The organism is Chryseobacterium phocaeense, assembly GCF_900169075.1.
GTDB classification, from domain to species: Bacteria; Bacteroidota; Bacteroidia; order Flavobacteriales; family Weeksellaceae; genus Chryseobacterium; species Chryseobacterium phocaeense.
In genome coordinates this window covers 181,461-201,800 of the sequence record NZ_LT827015.1, presented here as the reverse complement: position 1 = coordinate 201,800, position 20,340 = coordinate 181,461, and the positions used below count along the sequence as shown (strand labels likewise).

At 40.0% G+C, this 20,340-nt stretch carries 18 protein-coding genes; 6 read left to right on the top strand and 12 right to left on the bottom strand.

Going from position 1 to position 20,340, the window contains the following annotated elements; genetic code table 11:
- Positions 1 to 19: 19 nt before the first annotated feature.
- The 4 genes from B7E04_RS07780 to dapA all read right to left on the bottom strand — a co-directional run bounded on the left by B7E04_RS07780 (position 20) and on the right by dapA (position 2,944).
- Complete coding sequence (locus B7E04_RS07780; RefSeq protein WP_080778145.1) at positions 20 to 466, bottom strand: response regulator; 447 nt, start codon at positions 464 to 466, stop codon at positions 20 to 22.
- Entirely contained in the window at positions 459 to 1,040 is a 582-nt protein-coding gene (locus B7E04_RS07775) for a helix-turn-helix domain-containing protein (RefSeq protein ID WP_080778144.1), read from the bottom strand. Before B7E04_RS07775 ends, B7E04_RS07780 begins: the two co-directional genes overlap by 8 nt.
- Positions 1,041 to 1,332: 292 nt before the next feature.
- Positions 1,333 to 1,836, bottom strand: a complete 504-nt coding sequence (locus B7E04_RS07770; RefSeq protein ID WP_080778143.1) for a GNAT family N-acetyltransferase — start codon at positions 1,834 to 1,836, stop codon at positions 1,333 to 1,335.
- Between the two features lie 235 nt (positions 1,837 to 2,071).
- The gene (gene dapA, locus B7E04_RS07765; RefSeq protein WP_080778142.1) at positions 2,072 to 2,944 is read right to left on the bottom strand and encodes a 4-hydroxy-tetrahydrodipicolinate synthase; all 873 of its coding nucleotides are present in this window, start codon (positions 2,942 to 2,944) and stop codon (positions 2,072 to 2,074) included.
- A 192-nt stretch (positions 2,945 to 3,136) separates the two neighbouring features.
- Between dapA and B7E04_RS07760 the strand changes: the two genes are divergently transcribed.
- The 4 genes from B7E04_RS07760 to recO are packed head-to-tail and all read left to right on the top strand — an operon-like array spanning position 3,137 to position 7,785.
- Complete coding sequence (locus tag B7E04_RS07760) at positions 3,137 to 3,895, top strand: 5'-nucleotidase C-terminal domain-containing protein (RefSeq protein ID WP_080778141.1); 759 nt, start codon at positions 3,137 to 3,139, stop codon at positions 3,893 to 3,895.
- A complete protein-coding gene (locus tag B7E04_RS07755; protein WP_080778140.1) occupies positions 3,895 to 4,845 on the top strand; it encodes a bifunctional metallophosphatase/5'-nucleotidase in 951 nt (316 codons plus the stop codon). The genes B7E04_RS07760 and B7E04_RS07755 overlap by 1 nt, the downstream gene beginning before the upstream one ends.
- A gap of 1 nt (position 4,846) precedes the next feature.
- Positions 4,847 to 7,099: a type IX secretion system anionic LPS delivery protein PorZ gene (porZ, locus tag B7E04_RS07750; RefSeq protein ID WP_080778139.1), complete on the top strand. Its 2,253-nt coding sequence runs from the start codon at positions 4,847 to 4,849 to the stop codon at positions 7,097 to 7,099.
- Entirely contained in the window at positions 7,099 to 7,785 is a 687-nt protein-coding gene (gene recO / locus B7E04_RS07745) for a DNA repair protein RecO (protein ID WP_080778138.1), read from the top strand. The genes porZ and recO overlap by 1 nt, the downstream gene beginning before the upstream one ends.
- A 138-nt stretch (positions 7,786 to 7,923) precedes the next feature.
- Here recO and B7E04_RS07740 read toward each other — a convergent pair whose 3' ends face one another.
- From B7E04_RS07740 to B7E04_RS07725, 4 genes are all read right to left on the bottom strand, one after another.
- Positions 7,924 to 10,575 carry an MGH1-like glycoside hydrolase domain-containing protein gene (locus B7E04_RS07740; protein ID WP_080778137.1) on the bottom strand — a complete coding sequence of 884 codons (2,652 nt, stop codon included), beginning with the start codon at positions 10,573 to 10,575 and terminating at the stop codon, positions 7,924 to 7,926.
- Between the two features lie 311 nt (positions 10,576 to 10,886).
- Positions 10,887 to 11,696, bottom strand: a complete 810-nt coding sequence (locus B7E04_RS07735) for a glucose 1-dehydrogenase (protein ID WP_080778136.1) — start codon at positions 11,694 to 11,696, stop codon at positions 10,887 to 10,889.
- 73 nt (positions 11,697 to 11,769) lie between these two features.
- Positions 11,770 to 12,243: a GNAT family N-acetyltransferase gene (locus tag B7E04_RS07730; RefSeq protein ID WP_080778135.1), complete on the bottom strand. Its 474-nt coding sequence runs from the start codon at positions 12,241 to 12,243 to the stop codon at positions 11,770 to 11,772.
- A 3-nt stretch (positions 12,244 to 12,246) separates the two neighbouring features.
- The gene (locus B7E04_RS07725; protein WP_080778134.1) at positions 12,247 to 12,864 is read right to left on the bottom strand and encodes a DUF1684 domain-containing protein; all 618 of its coding nucleotides are present in this window, start codon (positions 12,862 to 12,864) and stop codon (positions 12,247 to 12,249) included.
- A gap of 136 nt (positions 12,865 to 13,000) precedes the next feature.
- Here B7E04_RS07725 and B7E04_RS07720 point away from each other — a divergent pair, with 136 nt between their 5' ends.
- Positions 13,001 to 14,584, top strand: a complete 1,584-nt coding sequence (locus B7E04_RS07720) for a GMC family oxidoreductase N-terminal domain-containing protein (protein ID WP_080778133.1) — start codon at positions 13,001 to 13,003, stop codon at positions 14,582 to 14,584.
- 2 nt (positions 14,585 to 14,586) lie between these two features.
- On the opposite strand, the gene B7E04_RS07715 is transcribed toward B7E04_RS07720, so the two are convergent.
- The 4 genes from B7E04_RS07715 to B7E04_RS07700 all read right to left on the bottom strand — a co-directional run bounded on the left by B7E04_RS07715 (position 14,587) and on the right by B7E04_RS07700 (position 18,939).
- Positions 14,587 to 15,453: an AadS family aminoglycoside 6-adenylyltransferase gene (locus B7E04_RS07715; protein ID WP_080778132.1), complete on the bottom strand. Its 867-nt coding sequence runs from the start codon at positions 15,451 to 15,453 to the stop codon at positions 14,587 to 14,589.
- Positions 15,453 to 15,857, bottom strand: a complete 405-nt coding sequence (locus B7E04_RS07710; RefSeq protein WP_062652897.1) for a hypothetical protein — start codon at positions 15,855 to 15,857, stop codon at positions 15,453 to 15,455. Before B7E04_RS07710 ends, B7E04_RS07715 begins: the two co-directional genes overlap by 1 nt.
- 237 nt (positions 15,858 to 16,094) lie before the next feature.
- Positions 16,095 to 17,600, bottom strand: a complete 1,506-nt coding sequence (gene mqo / locus B7E04_RS07705) for a malate dehydrogenase (quinone) (RefSeq protein WP_080778131.1) — start codon at positions 17,598 to 17,600, stop codon at positions 16,095 to 16,097.
- Between the two features lie 298 nt (positions 17,601 to 17,898).
- Positions 17,899 to 18,939 carry an NAD(P)H-dependent glycerol-3-phosphate dehydrogenase gene (locus tag B7E04_RS07700; protein ID WP_080778130.1) on the bottom strand — a complete coding sequence of 347 codons (1,041 nt, stop codon included), beginning with the start codon at positions 18,937 to 18,939 and terminating at the stop codon, positions 17,899 to 17,901.
- 228 nt (positions 18,940 to 19,167) lie between these two features.
- Here B7E04_RS07700 and B7E04_RS07695 point away from each other — a divergent pair, with 228 nt between their 5' ends.
- The gene (locus B7E04_RS07695; RefSeq protein WP_080778129.1) at positions 19,168 to 20,205 is read left to right on the top strand and encodes a M23 family metallopeptidase; all 1,038 of its coding nucleotides are present in this window, start codon (positions 19,168 to 19,170) and stop codon (positions 20,203 to 20,205) included.
- Positions 20,206 to 20,340 lie beyond the last annotated feature (135 nt).

The window sequence follows — 20,340 nt, the reverse complement described above, 5'->3', positions numbered from 1 at the left end:
CTCAAAAACCCTGCATCCATCATATCTTCATAATAAAAGTATCCTTATTGAGTCCGGATGTATGATACTGCCAGTTGATACTGATAATTTCTGTAAGAGACTTTTTCAGGCCTTCATAGCTTTCAGGTTTTTTCATAAAAATATTAGCTCCGTTCACGAAGATTTCTTCAATTTCATTTTCCGGAATCTGGTCCACATACATGGCAATAACAATGTTGCTGAATCTGGGATTCATTTTAATTTCTTCAAGGCATTCCCTGCTGTTTTTTCCGGAAATAGTATACTTAATGAAAATCAATTCCGGTATAATGGCTTCACCGGTTTGCAGATAATCCATAAGACTGTCTCCGCTTGAAAAGAACCGAGACTTTACTCCAATCTTTAAATCTTTGAAAATATTTTTAAAGAATATGATATTGCCCTCGTCATCGTCTGCTGTTATTACATTCAAATATTCTTTATTCATATATCATTTTAGAATTTACAGCTACGCTTTGTAGTTTTCTCCTTTTGTTAACAATCTTCTGAAACTGCGAAGGAGTGATTCCGGTTGTATTCTTGAATTGTGTACTCAAATGTGCTACGCTGGAATAATTCAGCTTATGCCCAATTTCCGTAAGGCTGAGTTTATTATTCAGAATCAGTTCTTTGGCGTACTCAATTTTTTGAAGGATAATAAAATTCTCTATTGAGGTATAAGCAACCTCAGAAAAAAGGTTGGAAAGATACCCATAACTGTGATTCAGTTTTTCGGCAATATAAATAGAGGCTTTAACGGGAACTGCATTTTCAGAAAATACCAACTCTACAATAGTGTCCTTTATTTTCTGTACCAAAGCGGTCTTCTGGCTTTCGATAATCTCTATTCCATAATCTTCAAGATCCTTCTTAAAAAGATTATGCTGATCCTGCGTAATGGGTTCAAAGAATTCCACTTCGCCAAAGTTCAACAGGCGGTATTTCAGCCCGTGTTCTTTCAGTTTTTCATCCAACACCTTCATGCAGAGGGCGTTGAAATCAAATTTTACATACATTTTCATCCTGATTTAGTGTCTCAAATTTCGAAGTAAATATACCAATTTATTTCATTTAAAAGTGAAATAGGATGTAATATTTTAACATAATATGTAAAAACAAAAAACTCCTGCATATTGAATACAGGAATTTAAACACTAAGGATGAAAAAAATATACTGATAAAAAGCTGCAATAGCTCAAAACCAAGCATATGAATGTATTATTGAAAGTGATTTGGTTCTGATACAAAGATGGATCAAAAAAAAATATCACATGTTATAGAATTAAAATTAAATGTTACACAATTTTAAGTCATTTAATTGTGAATTAAGAATTCCATAAGGTAGTCATCCATGACAAAACCTCTTCCAATATCAAACACCCCTTCATCATACACTCTGTATCCCTGCGATTCATAGAAGTTCCGTGCAGCATTATGTTTATTCACATTCAGCACAACTCTGTGATCTCCGTTTTCAGAAACCTTTTTATTGAGGAATTCCAGCGCTGCTTTTCCGAGTCCTTTCCCCTTACTTTCAGGGACAAGATAAATGCGGTGAAGCTTTGTTGTCCCTTCTTCATAATGATGCTGATAGCCTATAAACCCTTCAAACGAGCCGTTACTTTCATCCCGGATTAAATAATAATGATAATCCGGATGCTGAATATGATTTCCGATTTCAGCTTCCGAATACATTTCCGAAAGCATATATTCCATCTGTTCCCTGGAAAGAATTTCTGCATAGGCATTTTCCCAGGATCTTCTCGCCAAATCCTGGATAAGAGGAATGTCTTTTTCTGTTGCTTCTATTAATTTCATACTATTTCTGATTAAAAAAAGTGAAAAGCCGGAACTTTTCACCTTGTTATTTTTAGGTCAATGGTCAATTTTGCTTCGCAAGTGAATAGTGAATCATAACACAATACTAAAATTCACTATTGACCATTCACAATTCACATTATCTCTGTCAATGGTCAATTTTTGCTTCGCAAGTGAGTAGTGAATAGAAAACCCGATTATAAATTCACAATTGACCATTCACCATTGACCCTTTCTAGATTTTCGCCATTTCAGCTTTGATCTTCGCATAAAGTCCTTCAGAAGCAGGAACCAATGGAAGTCTTAAATAATTTTTAATGATTCCTTTTTCAGCAAGAACCACTTTGATTCCGCAAGGATTTCCTTCTGCAAAGATCAGCCTTGTAATGTCTACCAATTTATTGTGGATCTCATAAGCTTCCTTCACTTTTCCTTCAAAAGCCAGCTGAACCATTGTAGAAAATTCTTTCGGATACCCCTGCCCTATTACAGAAATTACACCATTTCCACCTGCCAGTGTTACCGGAAGTGTATATTCATCATCTCCTGATACCAGTGAAAATCCTTCAGGCTTTTTTCTTAAAATATCAAAATACTGAAGAATATTCGGAGCGGCTTCCTTGATCATGAATAAATTGGGAAACTCCTGTGCCAGACGGATGGTAGTATCTGCATCCACATTCTGCCCCGTCCTTGACGGTACATTGTAAATAATGATATTTTTACCGGTGGAAGCCAGCAATTTATAATGCTGATAAAGACCTTCCTGATTAGGTTTATTATAATATGGGGAAACGGAAAGTACAGCTTCGAATGCTGAAAGATCTGCTTCTTCAATCTGTTTCTTTACTTCAAGAGTATTATTACCGCCTATTCCCAACACCAGGGGAAGACGTTTATTATTAACCTTAATGATGTGCTCAATCACCTGTTTCTTCTCCTCATCAGAAAGCGTTGCAGCCTCTGCTGTAGTTCCCAAAACAACTAAATAATTGGTTCCGTTCTCGATATTGTAGTCAACAAGTTTTGTTAAGCTGTCAAAATCTACGGATAAATCTTCATTAAAGGGTGTTACAAGGGCAACACCTACTCCTTTTAAAATGCTCATCTGTTAGAATTATTTTTGTCAAATTTAATAATTTACAAGAAGAATTTGAACAAATAATAATGTTTTATTCTACATATAATTATATTTGCATATACTAAAAGATAGTATGACATCGCTATAACCAAATTTGCTTATGAAAGTATTAAAAGTAGTGGCGATTACATATGACCTTTAAAAAATAATTTGCAACATATGAAAAATAAATTCTTGTTACTAGGAATTGCTCTGGTCACGCTTACCGCCTGCAAAACAGCATCTACGCTGCAGCTGGCTGAAGTACAGATCCGGAAAAATATTTCTATTAATAATGAGCTGAAAAATGATGAGGAGTTTGTAAAAGTTATAGAACCCTATAAACAGAAACTGGAAAAGGAGATGAACCAGAAAATTTCCCACACCAGTATAGATCTTACCAAGGAAGGAACTAACAGCAATCTGGGTAATCTTTTGGCCGACTACACCTTTGACGGTGCCGATGTATGGGCAAAAAAGAACCTTAATAAAAATGTAGACGCAGCCCTGATCAACATCGGGGGAATCCGTACTACGATTGGTAAAGGTGATATTCTGCTGAAAAACATTTATGAAGTGATGCCTTTCCAAAATCAGGTGGTCATCGTAAAAATGAAAGGCTCAGACCTTCAGGGACTTTTTGATTATTATGCAAAAACACAGATGAACAACCCGGTGTCTCACTTATACATCGAAACCCAAAATGGACAGTTTACAAAAGCCCTGATCAACGGAAAACCTGTAAATCCGTCCCAGGATTATTATATTGCCACCTCAGATTATCTGGCGCTGGGAGGAGATAATATGAAATTCTTTTCCAAGGGAGAATCAATTAATACAGGGTTGGGGCTCAGAGAGCTTTTTCTGGAATATTTCAGGAAAACTTCGGAAGTGGTTCCCGCTACGGATATTCGTTTAAATTTTATCGGTAAGAAATAATGGATAGAAAAAGTTTTTTAAAAGTAATAGGAGGTGGATCTTTAGCAGCAGCTTTAGCTCCCAATATGATGATGGCGGAAGAATTGAAATTCAATCCTTTTACAACCGCAACCAAACTGACCATCCTTCATACCAATGACCAGCACAGCAGGATAGAACCTTTTGATGCAAGTTTTACCAAAAACCCCAATCAGGGGGGCTTTGCCAGAAGGGCAAGTCTGATACAGCAGATCAGAAGTCAGGAAAGCAACGTCCTTCTACTGGATTCCGGCGATATTTTTCAGGGTACCCCGTATTTCAACTTTTTTGGAGGTGAGCTGGAATTCAAGCTGATGTCTATGATGAAATATGACGCTTCCACCATGGGAAATCATGATTTCGACAATGGTCTTGAAGGTTTCCTGCAAGTACTTCCCAATGCAAAATTCCCGTTTATCTGTTCCAATTATGATTTTAAAAACACCATTCTGGACGGAAAAACTTCACAGTATAAAATTTTCAATAAGAACGGAATAAAAGTAGGTATTTTCGGAGTAGGCATTAAGCTGGACGGTCTTGTGGGCAAAAAGCAGTACGCGGAAACCGTATATTCGGATCCTGTAGAAATAGCCCAGCATTATTCCAACTTCCTGAAAAACGATCAGAAATGTGATCTTGTCATCTGCCTTTCCCATATTGGCTATGATTACCAGGATGAACCTGATAAAATAAATGATAAAACTCTGGCTGCCAAAACAGAAAATATTGACATTATTCTGGGAGGCCATACTCATACGTTTTTACCGGAACCGCAGACATTTACCAACAGACAAGGTAAAAACGTGCTGGTCAACCAGGTAGGATGGGCAGGTCTTCTTCTGGGCAGAATAGATTTTTACTTCGACAGCAATAAAAACGTAAAGCATATTACCTGGAACAACCAGGCTATAGACAGCAGTATAACCGTATAATATGAAAAAACTCTCGTTACTCTCTCTCGGTATTTTAGCCTCCCTGCAATTCGTAAATGCGCAGGTCATTTCATCCAAAAAATGGACGGATCATTTTTCCTACAACAATGTCTTGGCAATGAAGGAAGACAATGGAAAAATAATTGCCGCGACAGAAAACGGGATATTCTATTATACCATCTCCAGCGGAGAGGTGACCAAGCTCTCAAAAGCGAACGGTCTCCATGATGTGAACATATCCGCCTTCGATTATAATCCGCAGACCAAAGTAGCTGTGATAGGATATGCAAACGGCTCGCTTGACATCATTACACCTCAGGAAATCAAATATGTAGTGGACATCCCTATTGCAACCGGTTATAACGGTAGCAAAAGCATCAACCATATTTCCATTACCGGCGATCAGGCTGTAGTTTCAGTGGGGTATGGAGTCTCTATTTTTAACCTTAAAAAGCTTGAATTCGGGGATTCTGCATTCTTTATGACGGGTGGCGGTGTTTATGAAGCCAGTAATGAAGCGGCCATCTTTGGAAATAAGGTCTATTCCGTAACAAACACCGGCCTGAAAAGCCACGAACTGAATATCACATTTCCTGTATTCTCTACCTGGACCACTGAAATACCGGGATCTTTTAAGCATATAGATGCAGAAGGTACATCCCTTATTTATTCTTCTGCCACAGCAGCATTTATTTATAACGGCGGTACGCCTACCCCGCTTCCTGCAGCTTTTGGAGCTATTAAGGACATCGTTATAAGTTCAGACAATATTGTAGTAACAGACAGCAGGATTTATACGTTCGGCTTAAACGGAACCTCGTTGAGTTCCGTAAGTTTGGGAGAAGACTGCAATACCGCTATAATAGCCACCGGAAAAGTATATGGAGGTACCATATTATCAGGGATTAAGGATGAGAGCAGCAATACTTATAAACCTTCAGGACCTTATACCAATTCTTCCTATAAGATCAATCTGTATGACAACAACCAGATGCTGGTATCATCAGGTGCAAGGATCAACCGTTTTAATCAGGGAGCAACCAACCCTAAAAAACCCGGATTTTATTATTTTACAGGTTCAGAATGGATTGCCCCTTCTTATTTTATAGGAAACACGGGAGCAGTTAACGTACTGGATGCTATTTTAAATCCGGCCGATAACAGTGAGGTGCTCTTCACCAACTATACCGGTAGTACTAATGAAGGCGTTTATAAAATGAAATACAATTCCACGAGCAAGGATTTTGATTTTGTAAAATATTACTCGGGTCCTTTCCGGCCTGTAGGCTTTGCTACTGACAGCCAGAACAACATCTTTGTATCCGTTGGATTTGACGAAGGTACCAAACCTGCCATATGGATCTATGACAGGGCTTCAGACAGTTTTACACTAAAGAAAATAGGGTTAACAAGTGCGGGTGCTCAAAAGCCTGTGGTTCACGAAAACATGCTGTGGGTTCCGCTGCCAAGAACCAATCACTTTATGGTTTACGATTATAAGAATGCCGCCAACCTTTCTGATGATACGGATTATATATTGGATGATTCCAATGGATTCGCGGGAAATTCAAAAGGGACATTATCCGTAGCCTTTGATAAATCCGGAGATGCATGGATAGGAACAGACAGCGGATTAAGAATATTACCCAATGCCGCAACAGAAATTAAAGCACCGGACCCTAAAGTGGAGCCTATTGTTATAGAACAGGGCGGGCTTGGAGAAGAGCTTTTCAGAGACGGCCAGATCCTTCAGGTAGAAGTAGATGCCGGAAATTATAAATGGATTTCTGTAGACGGAGGCGGTGTATATTATCTTTCTGCCGACGGGCAGCAGACCATTAAACATTTCACAAAAGAAAACTCTCCCCTTCCTACCAATTCCGTTACCGATATAAAAGTAGACAGAAAAACCGGAAAGGTTTATTTTGTAACCTATAACGGTATTGTCGCTTATCAGGGAGATGTTGGCGATGTAAATGCCAATTTCGGACAGGTAGTGGTGTACCCTAATCCTGTAGTATACTCCAACTTTAAAGGAAAAGTGACCATTAAAGGCCTGGCAGAAAAAACAAATATCAGAATCACAGATTCTGCAGGGAATGTAATACACTCTGCAGTAGCCAGAGGAGGCTATTATGAGTGGGATTTGAATAATCAGAAGGGCACCAGGGTAGCTTCAGGTATTTATTTTGTATTGATGACCAATGAAGACGGATCAGATAAAGCTACGGCAAAAATAGGGGTAGTCAATTAATGAATTCACAAAACGGATTTTTACTCTCATTTATAAAATATGGCGAAAATGATGCGGTGCTGCATTGTTTTACAGAAGAAGAAGGCTTTCAGACCTATTTCGTAAAAGGAATCTATTCCAAAAGAAATAAAAAGAAGGCCCTGCTTCAGCCTTTAAGTATGCTTAATTTTACGGTGAATCCTGCCAGAGGCAACGGAATTCCTTCGGTTTCGAAATTTGAACTGCTTAAAAATTATGATCTGTATATGGATATCAAAGCCAATACCGTGATATTTTTTATTTCAGATTTCCTGAACCAGGTTTTAAGACATGAACACAAAAATCCAGTTCTTTTTTTCAGTATCAAGCAATTCGTTAATGAACTGACGGATAAAAACTATCAATGTCATCTGCTCTTTTTAATTTCAATCCTGAAAATCCAGGGAGTTGCTCCTCTCATACGGAACGGGGAATATTTAGATCCTGAAACGGGAATATTTACAGAAACTCCTGCCCACCAGCTTTTCAATAGGGAAATATCCCATATATGGAAAACAGCCCTATGCTCGGAAAATCTTTATACCACAAAAATTCATCCATCCTTACGAAAAGATTTCCTGGACAGCCTTCTCGTATATTACCATTATCATATTACTGATTTCAGGATTCCGGCATCCCTGGAGGTGATTCAGCAGATTTTTGAATAGGCGAAAGGGCAAAAGGGCGAAAAGGTGAAACGGCAAAAAGGCTAAGGAAGCGAAGAAAGCAGATCAGCTAATTTGCCCATTTGCGATTTTGCCCTTTCGCCATTTTGCTTTCTTCGCCTCCTTAGCCTCTTCGCCTCCTCAGCTCTCTTCAGGCATTTCCGTCTCCGATTCCGCTATTTTCTTTCTCGAGAATCTTGGAAGCAGCATTTTTGCAATCAGGCCGGTCCATCCCGTTTGATGGGAAGCTCCAACTCCCCTTCCGGTATCGCCGTGGAAATATTCATAAAATAAAATGTAGTCTTTAAAATCCGGATCGGTCTGGAATCTTTCATACTGCCCGTTCACAGGGCGGTTCCCGTTTTCATCCTTTAAAAAGATCCCGGACAGCCTTTTACTTAAAGCATCTGCAATCTGATCCAGATTGGAATAATTTCCGCTTCCTGTAGGATATTCTACGAGAAAATCCGGACTGTAATAAAAGAAAAACCGTTGAAGACTTTCAATAATTAAAAAATTGATCGGAAACCAGATTGGCCCGCGCCAGTTGCTGTTTCCTCCGAAAAGACCGCTGTCACTTTCTGCAGGGGTATATTTTACACAGTAATCTGTTCCGTTTAAATTCAATGTATAAGGATTCTGCTCATATTCTTTTGATAAGGCCCGCACGCCGTAATCGCTCAGAAATTCATCCGGATTCAGCATTCTTTTGAGCAAACGTTTCAAACGGTGCCCCCGGAGAAGAGAAAGAAGGTGCTTGGAATCCTGACCTTTCACTTCCCATCTTGACACCAGTGAAGCCAGTTCCGGTTTATTTTCAAGGACCCATTTCATTCTTTTTTTGAAATTTGGCAGTTTTTCAATCATTTCATCATCAATCACCTCAACTGCAAACATCGGGATAAGTCCTACAATACTTCTTAAACGTAAGTACATATGGCTCCCGTCGCTGGCAGCAATCGCATCATAGAAAAATTCATCTTCCTGATCCCAAAGGCTGAACTCTTCCTCACCCATATTATCAAGCGAATTGGCGATAGAAAGGAAATGTTCGAAAAACTTCATGGCCATTTCCTCATATACATTGTTGTAAAGAGCCAGCTCGAGGGCAATTCTCATCATATTCAGCGCGAACATCGCCATCCAGCTTGTTCCATCCGACTGTTCCAGCTGCTCTCCGTTGGGAAGCGTGGTATTCCGGTCGAAAACCCCAATATTATCAAGTCCCAGAAAGCCTCCTTCAAAGATATTATTGCCGTTGCTGTCCTTTTTATTCACCCACCAGGTAAAATTCATGAGCAGCTTTTGAAATGCACTTTCCAGAAAGGCCAGATCCGGTTTTCCTTTGATATATTCATCGATTTTGAACACTCTGAAAACAGCCCATCCATGAACCGGAGGATTTACATCGCTTAAATTCCATTCATAGGCGGGAAGCTGGCCGTTGGGATGCATATACCACTCAAACAGGAAAAGCTTAAGCTGATGCTTGGCAAAATCCGGATCTATTAATGCAAAGCTAATGGTATGAAAAGCCAGGTCCCAGGTGGCGTACCATGGATATTCCCATTTATCGGGCATTGAGATGATATGCTCGTTATTAAGATGCTTCCAGTCGTAGTTGCGGATATTCTCGCGGGATTTCGGCGGAGGCATTTCGGCGGGGTCGCCTTTCAGCCATCTTTCCACATTGTAATGGTAAAACATTTTGTTCCAGAGCATTCCCGCAAACGCCTGCCTCTGAACCATTTTTTCATCTTCCGATTCAATTCCTTTCTGAATTTCGGCATAAAACTCATCTGCTTCTTTTTTTCTAAGGTCAAAAATAGTCTCAAACTCAGCAAACGGTTCCTGTAATTCCTTATCTGTCATTCTGAATTCAAAGACCCTTGATTCTCCGGCTTTTATCACCTCATCAATAAAGAAAGAGGCTTTGGTTCCGGTACCTTTAGGATTTACCGCCTGCGAATTTCCATTGATCACAAAATCATTGATCCCGTCTTTACAATACCTTGATTCATTTTCAACCCCGTAAAGCCTCTCGTTATTGGTTTCATTATTACAGAATACGGTCTTTAATGACTGTTTTGCATAAATATTTTTAATTTCAAGATCCTTGTGGCTGACGGCAATATGGTTGGCCTCCTCACTGTCCAGCTGTGGTTTATAGTCATCATAGCCCCACTTCCAGGTATTCCGGAACCAGACGGTCGGCAAAATAACGAGTGGAGCATCATCTTCAGATTTATTGATGACCGTAAGTTTAATCAGAATATCATTTTCGCTTTCCTTTGCATATTCAATAAAGAGATCAAAATAATCATTGCAGTCGAAAATTCCTGTTTCGATCAGCTCATATTCAGGTTCATCCTTACTCCTTTCCGCATTGGTTTTTACAAGGTCCTCGTATGGAAAAACATTCTGCGGGTATTTGTACAGCATCTTCATATAAGAATGTGTAGGCGTGGAATCCAGATAATAAAAATACTCCTTAACATCTTCCCCATGATTTCCCTGCCCGTTTGTGAGACCGAAAAAACGTTCTTTCACCATTTTATCCTTTTTATTCCAGAATCCTATGGAAAAAACCAGTTTCTGAAGATCGTCACAGATGCCGCAGATTCCTTCTTCGCCCCAGCGGTATGTTTTGGCTTCTGCGGTATCATGACTGGTATAATTCCATGCATCGCCATTCCCGCTGTAATCTTCACGGACAAGCCCCCATTCACGGTTACTGACGTATGGTCCCCATTTTTTCCATGCAATTTCTGAAAGTCTTTGTTTTTCGGACATGTGTTGTTTTTTTATTAATGTAGCGTGTAAAATGTAATGGTGAGGGGTAGATAAAGATTTCAGATAACAGATAACAGATATCAGACATCAGATTCTAAAGTTTAGATTTTAGATGTGAAAGTTAGAAATATTGGTGCTGGTGGCTTCGGGAGCCTCAGCCACCGGATCGTTGTTTTTCATTAAATATTTCTGTAAACATCACTTTTCCAGACTGGAATTCTTCAAAATCATAGTATCAAACTCCACATCCCGAAACTCATAACTCATAACTCATAACTCATAACTCTCCCACTCTCAAACTCCCTCACCCATCACCCTCCCGTAGAAAAGCTCTCAAACGTCGTCATTCCACCATCTACGAAAATACTGGTTCCCGTTATGTAATCCGCAAGGTCACTTGCCAGGAAAGCAGCTAAGTTCCCAATATCGGTAGGCTGGCCTATTCTGTTGTAAGGGATTAGGGTAAGAAGAGAGTTCAAAGCTTCCGGAGTGTTCCAGGCATTGGTATTGATCGGGGTCTGAATGGCTCCGGGGCAAATGGAATTGACACGGATTCGATCGGCTCCATATTCCTGCGCCAGAGTCTGCATCAGCATTCTTATTGCGCCTTTGCTCGCTGCATAATTGGCATGCCCGGCCCAGGGAATAATTTCGTGAACGGAACTGATATGAATGATTTTTCCGCAGGCTACGGAACGCTCCGGATCAATCCCCCGGCGTAAAAATTCCTTTATGGCTTCCCTTGCACACAGAAACTGTCCGGTAAGGTTCACTCCAATCACGGCATTCCATTGATCCAGGGTCATTTCAGTAAATTTAGCATCTTTCTGAATCCCCGCGTTGTTGATCAGGATATCTACGGTTCCAAATTGTGAAACGGTTTCCTGAAACATGCTGATGACCTGGTCTTCTTTGGAGACATCACACTGGAAAGTAATCCCTTTTCCTCCGGTATCTGTGATTTCTTTTAAAACCGCCTGTGCTTCATCTTTGGATCGCTCCGAAGAATGGTTGATAATAACCGTTGCACCTGCAGCTGCAAGCGATTTTGCTATTCCCGAACCTATTCCGCTGGAGCCTCCGGTAACGATGGCGACCTGGTTTTTAAGTGATATTTCCATGTTTTATGATTTGATGTTACTCAAAGTTATGGAAAGAATTCAGCAGGATGGAATTTTAAAATTTAAATTTTTCTTAAAGTTTTTTGTACATCAGATACTGGGGACCGCTTGTGCCTATCCTCGTTTTACCGTCATACAGGTATCCTGTTTTCAAATACATATGATAAGCCGGAATATTTTTCTGATTCACCGCCAGGACAATTTCATCACATTCGGGAAAATTCTCCCGTACAAAATCATCAACGATCCGCATAGCCTTTTTTCCGACGCCTTTTCCCTGAAATTGGGGATTGACGGATAAGGATCTTATCAGAACCGAGTTTTTATTTTCAGTGAGATCAAGCTTGTCTTCTCCAAAATCCAGCACGAAAAAACCTGCGGGTTTTGCATCTTCTGTAATGGTAATGGCAAATGCCTGGGCATCATTTCTCTCCCGGATTTTCTGTAACGCCATTTCCGGTGTTGCTGTAAACTGCAGCTGAAGTTCGTCCAAAGTATAATTCACTTCAGAGAAATCTTCCTGTTTAAAAAATGCGAGACCGATCATATTTTAATGATGATAGATATCCTGGTACATCACTCCTGCCCTGATTTCTACGGGAAGTTTATTTTCTTCAGGAACGATCGGGCAATTATAATCATAAGCATTATAGGCACAGTATGGCTGATAAGACTGGTTAAAATCAAGAACGATGGTATCTCCTTTGGGGATTTTAAGGTCCATATATTTTCCGCCGCCATAGGTTTCTTTTTCGTTGGTGGCATCCCGGAAAGGAAGAAAAAGATAATCTTTGTGTTTCTCCAGTTTGATCAGGTCAAGGCTTTGATATAAGGTCAGCGTATAGGATTTCCCTTCCAGTTCAAAGGTTGCTTTTCCGTATTCCTGATAAGATTTTGTCTTTCCGGAAGATGTGGGAAGGTCAAAAGGTTTAGAATCTAAAGTTCTGCTGAATTTTGCAGTCACCCTGTATTTTAAATCTATAGGAAAGAAAGGATGTTGTTTAAAACGGGTCAGGTTTTCACCGCGTAACGGTGTTTCCTTTGGATTAAGGTATTCTGCATTGAGGGTTTTCTGAAATTTTTTAATCTCCGCAATTTCCTTTGAATCCTTTTTCTGAGAAAACAGAAAGATTGGAAAAAGCAGCAGTATAATGATATATTTTTTCATTGATTATTTCAAATGGATACGTAAAACTATGAATTTTCACTGGATGAAAAAGTTAAAATTCTACTAAAAAAGCACAATCTCTTTTAAATAATTCACAGCCTGTTTTCTTTAGCATATTTTTTGTGCCGAGGAGCATATGGACAGAAAAAAATTCATTAAAACAAGTCTTCTGGCGGTATCCGGTTTTTATTTCCTGCATGCTGATCTATTCCAGGCTGCACAGCCCAAAACAAGCAATCAGGAAAAAAAGATCATTGATGCCCGTATCCTGATTGTCGGCAGCGGATATGGCGGTGCTGTTTCTGCCCTTCGCCTGTGTGAAGCCGGAAAAAAAGTGGTGATGCTGGAGATGGGCCTCAACTGGGAAAAGTCCGGAATTCCTTTTTCCAACCTCCTGAAACCGGGGAAAAGTGCCGCATGGCTTAAAAAGAAGACCATAGCACCATTCATGAATCTTTTTTCTTTAACTCCTTTCACAGGTACACTTGACCGGCTGGATTTTGAGCATGTCAATATCTGGGTGGGGAGAGGTGTTGGCGGAGGCTCACTGGTGAACGGCGGTATGGCGGTGACTCCGAAAGAAAGCTATTTCAGGGAAGTTTTTCCTGATCTGGATGCCGGAAAGTTCTATTCCACCTATTTTCCTCTGGTCCATAAGGAATTAAAGGTGAATGTGATTGATGAACAGTTCCTTAAAGACTGTCCTTACTACAAATTTACCCGCGTGGGTGAAGAAGAAGCCCATAAAGCAGGTTTTAAAACCATCAGGATTCCCAATGTCTACGACTTTCAGTATATGGAGAAGGAATACAGAAATGAAGTTCCCCGCTCCGCTCTTAACACAGAAGTTATTTACGGAAATAATCACGGCAAGAACAGCCTGGACAAAACCTATCTGAAAAAGGCGCTGGAAACCGGAAATCTTGAGATCCTGGATCTCCACCGGGTTGATCATATCAAGCTTAATGATGATAAAACCTATACTTTAAATGTACAGCAAACCGATACTTCCGGTTCCGCTGTTGCTGATAAGATATTCAATTGTCAAAAGCTGATCCTTGCTGCAGGAACCATGGGAACCCTGAAGCTGCTGCTACACTCCAATGCTGTAAACCAATTTCCTGTTCATAAAGAAATCGGGAAAAGCTGGGGGAATAACGGCAATTTCATGACCGGCAGAAACTGGGTAAAACCTCTGTCCGGAGGAACCGGCGCAAAGCAGTCAACTATTCCTGTAGGAGGTATAGACAATTGGGATGATCCTGAACATCCTTTTTTCACGGAGATTGCTCCCCTACCGATGGGAATGGATGTAGCCACCGCACTATATCTTCTGATTAACAGGGTAGATAAAAAAGGTGAGGTTTCTTATGATGCGGGTACCCGGAAACTGGTGTTGGACTGGAATGAAAACCATACAGCCGGCATGAGAAAAAATGCAGATTATTTCATCAGGAAAATGAACAGGGCCAATGGCGGGACAAGAAGCCATTTCCTATTCAATAACGGCTTTGGGGCTGATGTATGTTATCACCCGCTGGGGGGCTGCGTACTGGGAAAAGCAACCAATGAATATGGAAAATTGAAGGGGCATGAAAACCTGTATGTTCTGGATGGCTCTTTAATTCCGGGAACAATTGGCGTTAATCCGTTTGTGACCATCACAGCAATTGCAGAATACTGTATTGAAAATCTGATCAGAGAGAATGAATTTGCATAGGATCAGGGCATATTTTTGACCTCATCCAGGTATTTCCTTACATCACTTTCATGCTGATGAGAATATTCGAACCCAAGTCTATCTGCTAAAAATGTTCCCAGCTCATGCACCAAATCTGCAGAGACGTATAAAGCCTGCCAGTTATCCTCTATACTGCTTCCTGAGAACGTGGCTTCTACTTTGTTCCAGAGTTCTTCGGACAGATATTTTTTAAAAAGGCGGCCGTGTTTATTGGTGGTGATATTATTCCAGTCGTGGAAGCTTGCAATATACCATTCGATCAGAGGAACCAGATAATCTGTCCTGATCACATTTTCTGACATAAATTTCGCATAAAACAGATCACCTCTTTTCAGGCATTTTGCCACATAGGTTGTATCCCACCAGAAATCATTCATCAGCTGCCCGAATTCCTTTTCCGTGGGTTTCGTGATCATGATGGACTGATAAGTCGGCGCTTTAAGATCCCGGGTTAAATTATCCTTATCCACTAAAACTTTATAGCCTACATCCCAGTCTTCCGGAAGATCTTCTCCCTGAACCTCTTTTACAAACTCAGATTTCTGATAAAGCTTGAAGTCAATTTTTACATGATCGGTGTACAGCACCATTTTCATGGCATGTTTTCCATCAAAACAGGTAGTATCTTCCTCCACCATGGAAACTGTTTCACCGAAAAGAAAGATCCAGCTTTTATCCTGTTCATACCGTTCCCTGTCTTCAAAGACAAGCTCAATATCCAGATCACTGAAATCATCCACGGGCGCATAGGGATTCACCAGTGAACTTGTCAGAAGTACACAGCGGATATCAGTATTATTTTCTGCCCAGCTGATGACCTGCTTCAGTTTTTCTTCTCTCGCTTTCATTATAAGTAAGATTCTGAGATTTTTACCCGGTACACATCCAGCGTATTTCTTTTGATCGATTCCACGAAAAAGCCTCCTTCTTCGGGAATGACTTCTTTAAGATCAAAACTTTTGCAATCTTTCGGCAGTCCGGAAAATATTAATGTAAACCAGAAATCCTGCATGAACGGAACGGGTGTCCAATTTGGATAAATAGTAATATTTTCAGCATGAATCAGCTTACTTTTGTGATCGGACTGGTTGTCCATCAGATACGTGGAATTCCAGATCCTGATCAGGTTTCCTAAAAAGGGTGATGCCGGAAAACAGCAGTGTACAATAACCTGCTTCTCCTCTTCCACTTTGGTCTGAAGGGATTCGAGGAGCTCTTTGACGATAATGGGTTTTATGATAACTTCTTCCACCTTTTTTATGAGTAATCGGTAATGAGTAATAAGTAATGTGAATGGTGAATGGTCAATTGTCAATTGTCAATGGTGAATTTTTTAAATCTTCTAAAAATTCACTATTCACCTGCGAAACAAAATTGACCGTTCACAAAAAACAAAAAGCCAATGGTCAATGGTGAATTTTTAAACTCTTCCAAGATTCACTATTCACCTGCGAAGCAAAATTGACTATTGACCATTCACTTTTCACTTTTAATATTCCAGTTCCAGTTTTTCTTTTGTATAGTTCCTTACTTTTTCGGTAAGTTCAGGATTTTGTGCAAGCTTCTGACCGTATGACGGAACCATTTCCAGTAATTTGTCTTTCCACTCACCCTGTATTTTTTCCGGGAAGCATTTTTCAAGAACATTCAGCATGGCATAGACTGCTGTAGAAGCGCCCGGAGAAGCTCCCAGCAATGAAGCGATTGTTCCGCTTTTATTCACCACAACTTCAGTCCCGAATTCCAGTTTTCCGCCTTCTTTTTCATCTTTTTTTATAATCTGTACCCTCTGTCCGGCTACTTTCAGTTCCCAGTCTTCTTCTTTGGCATCTTTAATAAATTCTCTCAGATGCTGCATTCTCTGGGATTTTGTCATCGCTACCTGCTGAATCAGATATTTGGTCAGAGGAATGTTATGCCACCATGCTCCGAATAGTGATCTTAAATTTTTTGTATTTACACTTTCAGGAAGGTCCAGATAGCTTCCTTCTTTCAGGAATTTTGTGGAAAACCCTGCAAAAGGTCCGAAAAGAAGTGCTTTTTTCCCGTCGATAATTCTAAGATCCAGATGAGGAACAGACATTGGGGGAGCATCCACTGTAGCCTGGGTATATACTTTAGCGTGATGTTTTTCTACCAGCTCCTGATTATGGCTCACCAGCCACTGTCCGGAGACCGGAAAGCCTCCATACCCTTCACTTTCTTTAATATCTGAACTGTCCAGCAGCGGAAGTGCATAACCACCGGCACCGATGAATACAAAATCCGCAACTACTTCCTGTTTGTGACTGTGGATTCTGTCTTTCACCTTCATTTCCCATTTGCCGTCTTCTCTTGGATCCACATCTTTCACTTCATGATACAGAAAAACCTCAACATTGGAATCTTCCAGCAAATGTCTCCCCATTTTTCTGGTTAACGTTCCGAAATTAACGTCTGTCCCCATATCCATCTTGGTGGCAGCCATCACTTCAGACCGGTTTCTTTTGCTCATCACCAAAGGAATCCATTCTCTCAGCTGTTCGTGGTCCATAGAATATTCCATTCCTTTAAACATAACAGATTCCGACATTTTTTCGTGGCGTTTTCTCAGGTATTCGGAATCCTTTTCACCAAATACCAAACTCATATGCGGACATGAACTGATGAAGTCCTTTGGCTCATGAATATATCCTTTGGTCACCAGATACGCCCAGAACTGTTTGGACATTTCAAACTGTTCGGCGATACTTTCTGCCTTGGTTATATCTATGCTACCATCCGGTTTTTCCGGGGTATAATTAAGTTCACAAAAAGCAGAATGCCCTGTTCCCGCATTATTCCAGGCTGCAGTGCTTTCTTTTGCAAACCTGCCAAGCCTTTCAAATATGGCGATCTCAAGATTGGGATCAAATTCGTGAAGCAGCGTTGCTAAAGTGGCGCTCATAATTCCGCCGCCTATCAGTACAACGTCATATTTCGGTTTCGGTGTTCTGCTTGTAAGCGAGTGTGACATAATTCTAAATTTTCTATCAAATTTCGGGAAAAGTTTTATAAGTCAGGAGTTTTAGCACGTTAATTTTTATGGTTAAAACAATTTTTTTCCAAGCAAAAAAACTCTATGGATACTGTTGATACATTTCTATTGAGAGAACTAATCAGAAGTACAATTTTCACATAAACAAACATTAAAACATTAAGAAGATTTAAGTTTTTAAGAATATTAAGATGAGCTTCGCTTCAAGATATCATGCTGAAAAAAGACTGCCTTTTGGGGACAGCCTGTATATATATCAAATGTAAATCTTTTTGACTTAATTTAGTTTTGGAGTCAGTTTTTTAAACTGTTTTTCTGCATTCTTTCCTTCATAAAGGATGGCATATACGGTATCGATGATCGGCAGCTTAAGTTTTTTCTGTTTTGCCGTTTTGTAGATGGAATCTGCGGCATAATATCCTTCAGCCACCATATTCATGGACTGGATCGCAGATTTTACGGTATATCCTTTTCCGATCAGGTTTCCTAAGCTCCTGTTTCTGGAGAAAAGAGAATAGGCGGTTACCAGAAGGTCCCCCAGATAGGCACTTTCATTTACGTCTCTCGGCGCTTCATAAACGGCTTCGAGGAAGATTTCCATTTCACGGATGGCATTGGAAACAAAAACCGCGGTAAAGTTATCTCCATAGCCCAACCCGCTCGCAATTCCGGCCCCGATAGCAAAAATATTTTTAAGGATGGCACTGTATTCATTTCCTAAAATATCTTTACTGGAATGTACCTTGATAAAATCCGAGCTGAAGATTCCTTCGAGCTTTTCTGCCGTTTCATCTTCTACTGCAGCCACCGTAAGATAGGAAAGTCTTTCCATTGCTACTTCTTCTGCATGACATGGCCCTGCAATCACTGCCTGGTTTCTGAAACCTATTTTAAATTCATCTCTCAGGTAGTGAGCTACCACATCATTCACTTTAGGAATAATCCCCTTGATGGCAGAAACAAAAATTTTGTCTCCGTACTCACACGTCATTTTTTCCAGGGTATCAGATAGGTAAATGGACGGTGTTGCCAGTACAATCACATCGCAGGCGCTCACCAGTTCATTGATATCTGTGGTAAGCTTTAAACTTTTAAGATTGAAATTAACCGCCGTAAGATAAGACGGATTATGTCCACGTAATTCAATAGCTCCTTTCACAAATTCGCTTCTTACGCACCAGTGCACTACTTTACAGTTTTCAACAAGCATTTTTACGATAGCGGTTGCAAAACTTCCGCTTCCTACTACTCCTACAGAAATATCGTTTTTATTCTTTTTTGGATGAGAAGATTCTGAAATTATTTTCTTTTTAGCCATAATTGGAATGTGAACTGCAAATATATTAAAAACAAAGTCGGAACACTGAATCCGGGACTATGATAAAAGCTGTTTTCTGAAAAAATTAACACTTGAACACAATTAAATATCTAATCAGACGTTAAATACAGAAATAAATAAGTTTTCTTTAAAAATATTCCTGAAAGTTTATTTTTAATTAAATTTGCAGGCTTAAAACCGTTTTGTAATTTATCTAAGCAAAGAAATATGAAGAAATTTCTAAACAGCAGGAAGAACGTAAATATTCTCCTTGGAGGACTTTTGCTGATCGTTTTTGCACAAGCCCTCTTAATCGGAAGGCTGTTTTCTGAAAAGGGCGACAAGATGTATGAAGTGAATCTTGTGAAAATAAACACTGAAAAAGACAGTGTGGATTATTTAAAAATGAAAACAGACCTTACGGTAGTTGACCAGACTGTAGCCCAGTTGAATTCATTTCTGAAATCCAAGGACATCGCCAGTGAAAAACTGATGGCCTTAAGCCAGGACAGTATTTCAAGTTCAGTATATCTTGCCAAGCAGGCCAACCGCTACAGCCAGTATTTAATGAACCTCCAGCAAAAACTGATGCAGGTTCCGCTGGGAATGCCAACGGACGGCTATATTTCCTCTAATTTCGGCATCAGAAAAAATCCCATTCCTTTTAAAACCGTTTATGCTTCTGTAAAACCAGGTGTTGTTGCAGAATCCAAAACTGTTGCCGCTGCCGCTCCAAAACCGGAAGTGAAAGCTGAACCTGTTGAAAAAATTATTGAATTAACAGACAGTTACGGGAATAAAAGAGAAGTAAAAGTAATGGTAACGCCCAAAGCGGCTCCTGCCACTCCGGCACCGGCAGCATCTACAACCGCAGCGTCCACAAAAGCCACAACCGGCAGCTCTTCATCAAAAGTTTCTATGGAAAAGAACAATCCTCCTGCTGAAGCTGACCAGATGCAGTTTCATAAAGGGCTAGATATTGCAGTCGCTTACGGCTCAGATGTAAGAGCTGCTGCTGCAGGAACTGTTATTTTTTCAGGCCAGAAAGGAGGTTATGGAAATTGCGTCATTGTTTCGCACGGAAACGGACTGGCTACTCTTTACGGACATTTATCGCAATTGGTTTCAAAAGTAAATGATAAAGTGAAAGTGGGACAGGTAATTGCCAAATCCGGTAACTCGGGACGTTCTACGGGGCCACACCTTCATTACGAAGTACATAAAAACAATACCCCGGTTAATCCGAAACTGTTTATGAATTTATAATAACAATGGCTGTCTTTTTTGACAGCCGTTTTTATTTTAATATACTAGATAGAATTTAATGGATTTATGTTTAATGTTTAATGTTTAATGTTTTTAAACTATTAAGATTCTGTATTGATTTCCAAATAAAAATCA